Source organism: Zoogloea oryzae (assembly GCF_030161255.1).
Lineage (GTDB): Bacteria > Pseudomonadota > Gammaproteobacteria > Burkholderiales > Rhodocyclaceae > Zoogloea > Zoogloea oryzae.
This window is the reverse complement of record NZ_BSPX01000067.1, coordinates 20,895-28,032: the sequence shown is the minus strand read 5'-3', so window position 1 is coordinate 28,032 and position 7,138 is coordinate 20,895. Positions and strand designations below refer to the sequence as shown.

At 69.8% G+C, this 7,138-nt stretch carries 8 protein-coding genes; 3 read left to right on the top strand and 5 right to left on the bottom strand.

Features of this window, described 5'->3' with window-relative positions; all coding sequences use genetic code 11:
• The 3 genes from QQK25_RS17880 to recJ form a co-directional block, all read left to right on the top strand.
• The coding region (locus QQK25_RS17880; protein WP_284189150.1) for a hypothetical protein at positions 1-658 on the top strand (658 nt) is incomplete at its 5' end.
• 97 nt (positions 659-755) lie between these two features.
• Entirely contained in the window at positions 756-1,781 is a 1,026-nt protein-coding gene (locus QQK25_RS17875) for a hypothetical protein (RefSeq protein ID WP_284189149.1), read from the top strand.
• Positions 1,778-3,469, top strand: coding sequence for a single-stranded-DNA-specific exonuclease RecJ (gene recJ, locus QQK25_RS17870; RefSeq protein ID WP_284189148.1), 1,692 nt, complete (start codon positions 1,778-1,780; stop codon positions 3,467-3,469). The genes QQK25_RS17875 and recJ overlap by 4 nt, the downstream gene beginning before the upstream one ends.
• 79 nt (positions 3,470-3,548) lie before the next feature.
• On the opposite strand, the gene rbp is transcribed toward recJ, so the two are convergent.
• The 5 genes from rbp to QQK25_RS17845 all read right to left on the bottom strand — a co-directional run bounded on the left by rbp (position 3,549) and on the right by QQK25_RS17845 (position 7,130).
• Complete coding sequence (gene rbp, locus QQK25_RS17865; RefSeq protein ID WP_153161586.1) at positions 3,549-3,917, bottom strand: RNA-binding regulator; 369 nt, start codon at positions 3,915-3,917, stop codon at positions 3,549-3,551.
• Between the two features lie 118 nt (positions 3,918-4,035).
• A complete protein-coding gene (locus QQK25_RS17860) occupies positions 4,036-4,305 on the bottom strand; it encodes a cytochrome C oxidase subunit IV family protein (RefSeq protein ID WP_284189147.1) in 270 nt (89 codons plus the stop codon).
• A gap of 5 nt (positions 4,306-4,310) precedes the next feature.
• Positions 4,311-4,907: a cytochrome c oxidase subunit 3 family protein gene (locus QQK25_RS17855; protein ID WP_284189146.1), complete on the bottom strand. Its 597-nt coding sequence runs from the start codon at positions 4,905-4,907 to the stop codon at positions 4,311-4,313.
• Between the two features lie 179 nt (positions 4,908-5,086).
• Positions 5,087-5,680 (bottom strand): antibiotic biosynthesis monooxygenase, encoded by a 594-nt coding sequence (locus QQK25_RS17850; protein WP_284189145.1) that lies wholly within the window; start codon positions 5,678-5,680, stop codon positions 5,087-5,089.
• 13 nt (positions 5,681-5,693) lie between these two features.
• On the bottom strand, positions 5,694-7,130 hold the full coding sequence (locus tag QQK25_RS17845) for an NAD-dependent succinate-semialdehyde dehydrogenase (protein WP_284189144.1): 1,437 nt from the start codon (positions 7,128-7,130) through the stop codon (positions 5,694-5,696).
• Between the last annotated feature and the right edge of the window lie 8 nt (positions 7,131-7,138).

The window sequence follows — 7,138 nt, the reverse complement described above, 5'->3', positions numbered from 1 at the left end:
CACCGCCAGCGCCGGCATCGCCAGCGGCGAAGACTGGCGCCACTGCGCCCAAGCCGTCCTCGGCCCCCGCGACGGCGCCGCGCGAATCACCATCGGCGGCAACCCGTCCATTGCCCCGGCACCGGGCCTCGCCGTGGCAACGCCAGCCTCGCCCCGCAAACTGCTGCAGGCGATCCACGCCCAGCGGAGCGAGCGCCGCAACGTCACGGTCGGCGGCCTGCGCGGCAGCTATCGCGCCGGCGAGACGATCCGCGTTTCGGTCAGCGGCCCCCAGGGCGGGCAGCTCTACCTGATCGCCGCCCGGGACGAGGGCTTCGTGCTGCTCCATCCCTCGCCCGCCGCGCCCGCCGAACGCTTCACCGGCAGCCAGAGCCTGGGCCTTGTGGCCCGCGACATGGGCAGCGGCAACGCCCGCCTGCTGGCGCTGGTCACCGACAGCCCGCGCAACTTAATGCGGGCCGGCTTCAGCGGCGCCGGCAACGTCGCCACCGCCCCGGCCGACGCCCGCGGCCTGCGCGACCTGCCCCTCGAAATCCTCGGCGGCGACACCAGCCCCACCTGCCAGCGGGCCGAAACCCGCAACCTCGGCACAGCCCAGGCCCGCCAGTGCTCCACGGCCTTCGGCTCGGCCATCGTCGACCTCATCATCAGCCCTTGAGCACGGCGCGGGCGGCGGGCGGCCCGTGCTAGACTCGCCACCCGAATTTACATTCGCCGGCCGGGCTCGCCAGCCCGGTCGCCACGCCGTCGCACCCATGCAGTTTCACCTTGTCCTGCCCGGCCTCGCCTGGCCCCGCAGCGGTGCCAGTCACGCCGCCGGAGACCTGTCGCTGCCTGCGCTGTCCGCGCTCCTGGGCCACGCCCAGGCCAGCTGGCAGCCCGCCGTCGCGCCCGAGACCTGGCTCGTCGCCCGCTTCGGCGGCACCGACGTGCGTCTGCCCTACGCCGCCCTGCGTCGCGCCGGCGAAGCCCCGCCCGCCGCCGACGCTCACTGGCTGTGCTGCGACCCGGTGCACCTGCATTTCTCCCGCGACAAGCTGCTGCTGGCCGACGCCTCGGGCCTCGGCATCACCGCCGACGAAACCGCCACGCTCATCGCCGGCCTCAACGACACCTTCGCCGACATCGGCCGCTTCGAGGCACCCGCGCCCGACCGCTGGTACGTCGCCCTCACCGACGAGCCGCGCCCGTTCTTCCACCCGCTGCCCGACGTCAATGGCCGGCCGGTGCAGCTCTTCATGCCCGAGGGCGAAGACATCGCCCGCTGGGCGCGGCTGTCGAACGAGCTGGAAGTGTGGCTCTACAACCACCCGGTCAACGCCGCCCGCGAAGCCGCCGGCCAGCGCGTGATCAACGGCGTGTGGCTGTGGGGCGCCGGCCCCGCGGATGTCCGCCTGCAGGCCCCCGCCCCGCGCATCCAGGCCGACGCGCCCTTCGCCCGCGGCCTCGCCCGCTTCGCCGGCGTCGATCCCGAAGCCACCGAACGCTACCTCGACGGCACCGGCTTTGCGGTGGTGAGTAGCCTCCAGCGCCCCGCGCTGCATCTGGATGCTACCGCCTGGCAGGCCGCCCTGCAGCAGCTCGAGCAGCACTGGTTCGCCCCGCTCCTCGCCGCCCTCAAGGCCAAGCGCATCCGCACGCTCACCATCAGCGCCCCCAGCGACAAGCACTGCCTGCAGCTCGAAATCTCCGCCGGCAGCCTGTGGAAGTTCTGGCGCAAGCCCCAAACCCTCGCCGCCGTGCTCGCCACGGCGCCGCAACCCGCCTCCACCACGCCATGACCCGCATCCTGCCCCGCCCGGCTCCGGCCCGCGCCGTCACCCGCCTGATCGAAGCCGGCACGCACCCGCTGCTCGCCCGCATCTACGCCGCCCGCGGCATCCAGAGCCGGGACGAACTGGACTACAGCCTCAAGGCCATGCTCCCGCCGGCCCAGCTCAAGGGCGTGCGCGAAGCCGCCGAGCTCCTCGCCGACGCCATCGAGGCCGGCGCGCGGATGCTGATCGTGGCCGACTACGACTGCGACGGTGCCACCGCCTGCGCCGTGGGCATCCGGGCGCTGCGGATGTTCGGGGCCGAGGTCGGTTATCTGGTACCCAACCGCTTCGAATACGGCTACGGCCTCACCCCGGCCATCGTCGAACTCGCCGCGCCCATGGCGCCGGACGTGCTCATCACCGTGGATAACGGCATCGCCAGCGTCGACGGCGTCGCCGCGGCCCGCGAGCACGGCATCGCCACCGTCATCACCGACCACCACCTGCCCGGCGACGAGCTCCCCGAGGCCGACGTGATCGTCAATCCCAACCAGCCGGGCTGCGAGTTTCCCAGCAAGAGCCTGGCCGGCGTGGGCGTGATGTTCTATACCATGCTCGCCCTGCGGGCCGAGCTGCGCGACCGGGGCGCCTTCGACGGCAAGACCGAGCCCAACCTGGCGGACCTCCTCGACCTCGTGGCGCTCGGCACCGTCGCCGACGTGGTCAAGCTCGACCACAACAACCGCATCCTGGTGGCCCAGGGCCTCCAGCGCATCCGCGCCGACCGCATGCAGCCGGGTATCCGCGCGCTGTTCGCTGCCGCCGGCCGCGACGCCGCCCGCGCCACCACCTTCGACATGGGCTTCGCCCTCGGCCCGCGGCTCAACGCCGCCGGCCGCCTGGCCGACATGTCGCTGGGCATCGAGTGCCTCATCACCGACGACATGGGCCGCGCCCTCAACATCGCCCAGGAGCTCGACAAGCTCAACCGCGAGCGCCGCGCCATCGAGGCCGAGATGCAGGAGGGCGCGATGGCCAACCTCGACGCCATCGACCCGGGCGCCCGCTCCAGCCTCGTGCTCTTCGAGCCCGACTGGCACCAGGGCGTGATCGGCATCCTGGCCGGGCGCATCAAGGAGAAATTCCACCGCCCGACCATCGCCTTCGCCCGGGGCAACCCCGGCGAGCTCAAGGGCTCCGGCCGCTCGATCCCCGGCCTGCACCTGCGCGACGCGCTTGATCTCGTCACCAAGCAGGCGCCGGGGCTGGTGCTCAAGTTCGGTGGCCACGCGATGGCCGCCGGCCTCACCATCCGCGAAGACGACCTGCCCCGCTTCGAGCAGCTCTTCGAGGGCATCGTGACTAGCCTCATCGACCCGGCCAATCTCACCCGCAGCCTCGAGACCGACGGCGCGCTGGAGGACAGCCTCTACAACCTCGAAACCGCCCGCCTGCTTGAGCGCGAGATCTGGGGCCAGGGCTTCGCGGCGCCGGTGTTCGACGACGTCTTCCGGGTCGAGAACCAGCGCGTACTGAAGGACAAGCACCTCAAGCTGCAGCTCAAGAAGGGCAACACCCGGCTCGAGGCGATCCAGTTCAACCACGCCGACGCCGCCGCGCCGTCAATCCACGCGGCCTTCCGGCTGTCGGTGAACGAATACAACGGGGTGTCGAGCATCCAGCTGATGCTCGAGCATTTCGAAGCCGCGTAAAGCCGGGCCGCGTAAACGCACAAAACCCCGCCGGAGCGGGGTTTGTTGATTGTTCGATCAGCCGATCGAAGCGACCTGATCAGTAACGGCCACCGCCGCCACCGCCATAGCCACCACCACCGGGGCCACGACGGCCACCGCCGCCAGGACCACCGCTGCCCGGACCACGCCGCGGACCGCCGAAGCCGCCGGTGCGGGGCTCCTGCGGGCGGGCTTCATTGACGGTCAGATTGCGGCCGTCGATGTTCTTGCCGTTCAGACCGGAAATCGCGCCCTGGGCTTCCTGATCCGACCCCATCTCAATGAAACCAAAGCCTTTTGAACGGCCGGTTTCACGATCCATGATCACCTGAGCAGAGGTCACGTTGCCGTACTCGCCAAACAGTTCTTCGAGACGGGCCTTGTCGACGCTGTAAGGCAGATTGCCTACGTAAAGCTTGGTACCCAATTGACGCGCTCCATGAGAGAAAGGCGGCCCGGAAGATGGTCGCTCACTCACACAATAGCAAGGCATTCCAGTCGCGTCGAATATTTTCTCATTGCTGCAACAAGGCCTGACGCGCACCTCAGGCCAGGCTGCCGACAAGCAGGATGAGCCCCGGCACCACCACGAAGTACAGCCGCATCACCAGCCGCAGGCGCGAACCGGGTTCGGTGAGCCCCATGTAGTGGCGGATCACCAGCAGGCCCTTCACCGCGACGATGCCGGCCACCACCGCGGCCAGCACCGCCGCCGAGGCCGCGCTCTCGCCCAGCCAGGCGCTGCCGAGGGTCAGCGCCACCAGGCCGAGCCACACCCGCGTGGCCTGTCTTTCAGGGGATGTGCAGGTCGTCATCGCCGTCACCTCAGCACGTAGAGCAGCGGAAAGATCACGATCCACGCCAGATCGGTGGCGTGCCAGTAGAGCGTGGCCGCCTCCAGGCCTTCGTGGTCATCCACGCTGTAGGCGCCGAAGCGGCAGCGCAGGATCGCCCAGATCAGCCCCAGGCAGCCCCACACCACATGCACCAGGTGGTTGAAGGTGAGGTAGTAGTACATCGCCACGAAGCTGTTGCCGGTGCCCACCACGCCGTGCTCGATGTTCCAGTTGAACTCCCAGGCCTTGATGAGCAAGAAGCCGATGCCGCCCACGAGGGTGCCGATCAGCCAGTTGCTGGCCGATCGGGATTCGCCCCGGCGGATCGCCAGCAGCGCGCGCACCGCAAAGTAGCCGCTGGTGAGCATCACCACCGTGTTGGCGATGCCGGCACTGGTAAGGAGCATCGCCGAGCCGGCGCGAAAATCCTCCGGATGGTTGAAACGGAACCACGCCCAAGCCACGAACATCAGCGCAAACTCGGTCAGCTCGCACAGGATGCCCACCCAGATACCTCGGTTGCCGGGCACATTGCCCGCCAACATCGGCCGCCCGGCCGGAGGCGCCGCTGCCAGTTCCATCGACTGCTCCCGTGAAGATTCCGGGCCCCACTGTATCCCGCTGGCAGCGGGCCCGATCGGCACAGTTTTGCACCGATCCGGGCGGATCAGTTTTTATTTTTCCCTTGAGATTCATCAATGAAAACGGGCCGTCCGCAGCGCTGCGGACGGCCCGTGACCCGCCGGAAATCCGGCTGAAGCTACTGCCTGAGATGCGGATTGAGGAAGCCCCGCATCAGCTTGGTGAGGCGCGGCATCACCACCCAGGTCATGGTCGCCACGATCAACCCGGTGAGCAGCGCCACCTTGGGCAGGAAGGGCAGATACGGGCGCACCAGCGGCTCGATCAGCCACAGCACCAGCGACACCGTGGGGAAGATGCCCATCCACGTGACCAGCGCCATGCGCGCCCGCGGCGGGTGCATCGACGCGGGCACCACCGCCGGGGCGAACCACGCCTCCAGCCCCGACAGGCTGCGGTACTCCGGCTCGGTGTCGGCCACCTCGCGCAGACGGCGGTGCATCTCGGCGCGCGCCGGGCAGGCGTCCCAGCCGGCCAGGGCCGCTTCGGAGGCGAAGTTCACCACCACCTGATACTCGTCGCCCGGGTTGTGGGGCGGGATCATCTCGGCGCCGAGGAAGCCCGGGGTCTTCTGCATGTGCTGGAACATCTCGCGCACGGTGGCTTCGTACTCGCGCTCCTTGCCCGGCTGGGCGCGGCGGCGGGCGATGCGGGTGACGTGGCCGGGCTGGGTGGCAACTGCAGCGGCGGCGGTGGGGGTCTTGGCGTCCATGGCTGTCCTTGGGTCAGGCGTTGAGGATCGACACTGCGCGGGTGTTGAGATAGGGCTCGAGGGCTTCGCTGCCGCCTTCCGAACCATAGCCCGAATCCTTCAGGCCGCCAAAAGGCATCTCGACCCACGGCGCGGCGGGCTGGTTGATCCACAGCATGCCCACCTCCACCCGCCGGGCGAGCTGGTGGGCGTGCTTGAGGGACGTGGTGAAAGCGTAGCCGGCGAGGCCATAGGGCAGCCGGTTGGCCTCCGTGATCGCCTCGTCGAGGGTGTTGAAACCGCGCACCGCCGCCACCGGGCCGAAGGGCTCGTCGTTGAAGACCTTGGCGTCGAGCGGCACGTCGGCCAGCACGGTCGGGGCGAAGAAGTTGCCGGTCTCGCCGATCCGCGCGCCGCCCGCGGCGACGGTCACGCCGCGGGCCACGGCGTCGCCGATGAAATCCGCCATCGCGGCCACCCGGCGCGGGTTGGCCAGCGGGCCCATCTGAGTGCCGTCGGCAAGGCCGTCGCCCACCTTGAGCGACGCCGCGTGGGCGGCCAGCCGGGCGGTGAAGTCGGCGCGCACACTCTCATGCACCAGAAAGCGCGTCGGCGAGATGCACACCTGGCCGGCGTTGCGGAACTTGGCGCCGCCGGCGACGGTGACCGCCAGATCGAGATCGGCGTCCTCGGCGACGATCACCGGCGCGTGGCCGCCCAGTTCCATCGTCACCCGCTTCATGTGCTGCCCGGCCAGCGCCGCCAGCTGCTTGCCGACCACCGTCGAGCCGGTGAAGCTGATCTTGCGGATCACCGGATGAGGTATCAGGTAGGCCGATACCTCAGCGGGGTTGCCATAGACGAGACCGATGACACCCGCCGGCACGCCGGCATCGACGAAGGCGCGGATCAGCTCGGCCGGCGCGGCCGGGGTTTCCTCGGCGGCCTTGACGATGATCGAGCAGCCGGTGGCGAGCGCCGCCGACACCTTGCGCACCGCCTGGTTGATCGGGAAGTTCCACGGCGTGAAGGCCGCCACCGGGCCAACCGGGTCCTTCAGCACCAACTGGCGCACGGCCAGGTTGCGGGCCGGCACCACGCGGCCATACATGCGCATCCCCTCGTCGGCGAACCACTCGATGATGTCGGCGGCGGCCATCGTCTCGATCTTCGCTTCGGCGAGCGGCTTGCCGTTTTCCTGGGTGAGGATCGTGGCGATGGCGTCGGCCCGCTCGCGCAGCAGCACAGCGGCGCGGCGCATGGTCTTCTGGCGTTCGCTCGCGGGCACGTCGCGCCACAGTTCGAAGCCCTTCTGGGCGGCGGCCAGGGCGCGGTCCAGATCGGCAATGCCGGCGTGGGCGACGCGGCCGATCTCGGCGCCGGTGGCCGGATTGACCACGGCCAGCTTGCGGCCGTCGGCGGCGTCCTGCCACTGGCCGTCGATCAGCAGTTGGGTGTCGGGGTAGCGCATGGGTTTCC

Coding starts and splice junctions, on each gene's coding strand:
- QQK25_RS17875 (WP_284189149.1), top strand. CDS start 756: ATGCAGTTTCACCTTGTCCTGCCCGGCCTCGCCTGGCCCCGCAGCGGT.
- recJ (WP_284189148.1), top strand. CDS start 1,778: ATGACCCGCATCCTGCCCCGCCCGGCTCCGGCCCGCGCCGTCACCCGC.
- QQK25_RS17860 (WP_284189147.1), bottom strand. CDS start 4,305: ATGACGACCTGCACATCCCCTGAAAGACAGGCCACGCGGGTGTGGCTC.
- QQK25_RS17855 (WP_284189146.1), bottom strand. CDS start 4,907: ATGGAACTGGCAGCGGCGCCTCCGGCCGGGCGGCCGATGTTGGCGGGC.
- QQK25_RS17850 (WP_284189145.1), bottom strand. CDS start 5,680: ATGGACGCCAAGACCCCCACCGCCGCCGCTGCAGTTGCCACCCAGCCC.
- QQK25_RS17845 (WP_284189144.1), bottom strand. CDS start 7,130: ATGCGCTACCCCGACACCCAACTGCTGATCGACGGCCAGTGGCAGGAC.